Source organism: Falsiruegeria mediterranea M17 (assembly GCF_900302455.1).
GTDB classification, from domain to species: Bacteria; Pseudomonadota; Alphaproteobacteria; order Rhodobacterales; family Rhodobacteraceae; genus Falsiruegeria; species Falsiruegeria mediterranea.
The window spans coordinates 1-802 of the sequence record NZ_ONZG01000045.1 but is presented as its reverse complement, the minus strand read 5'-3'; the positions used below and the strand labels follow the sequence as shown (position 1 = coordinate 802).

At 66.0% G+C, this 802-nt stretch carries 1 pseudogene; it reads right to left on the bottom strand.

Going from position 1 to position 802, the window contains the following annotated elements:
• Positions 1-802 (bottom strand): annotated as a pseudogene (locus TRM7615_RS25705) (calcium-binding protein); the annotation flags it as partial.

The following is an 802-nucleotide window of genomic DNA, read 5'->3' as shown; positions in this document are numbered from 1 at the left end:
GTCTCGTCGTCGAACTGGAAATACTCGACCGAGATCAGGCTGTCGGTGCCGTCGGCCCCCGTCACCGTCACATCCGTCGCCGAGCTCCGGGTGATCGTGTAATCGCCGCGGTTGCCGTCAAACACCGCAAAGTCCGACCCGGCGCCGCCGTTCAGCGTGTCGTTGCCCGCGCCACCCTTCATGTAGTCGGTGCCGCCGTAGCCGAACAGGAAATCGTCCCCGTCCAGGCCCGACAGCTGGTTGCGCTCGTTGTTGCCGGTCAGGCTGTCGTCAAAGTTGGTGCCGACCAGGTTTTCGATCTCGAAATACAGATCCCGCACCGCGTCCCCCGCCGAGCCGTAACCCGTCTCCTGGCCGCCAAACAGCCCCGCGCCGTTGCGCAAAGACGCGCTCACGCCGCTGGTCGACTGGAAATACGTCACCGTGTCCAGCCCGTCGCCGCCGAAGTAACGCTCTCGCCCGCCGGTTGATCCGACAAACCAGTCATAGCCGCCCAGACCGCGGAAGTCATTCTGCTGCGCATCCCCGTAAAACACGTCCTGATGCGACGAGCCGGTGACCCGCTCGACCGAATTCAGCGTCAGCCCCGAGGCCAGCCCGGTGCTCTGCGAAGGATCGCTTAGGTTGAGCGTCACACCGCCCACGGCGGCGCCGCTCGGCGGTGCGCCCGTGGCGGAAAACACCGTCTCGACCACCGCCGCGCCCGAGGATGCGGCCTCGAGGAAGGTGATCATGTCCTGCCCGTTGCCGCCGTCCAGCGTGTCGTCGCCGGCCGTCGCAATGAACCAGTCGTAATCGCCCA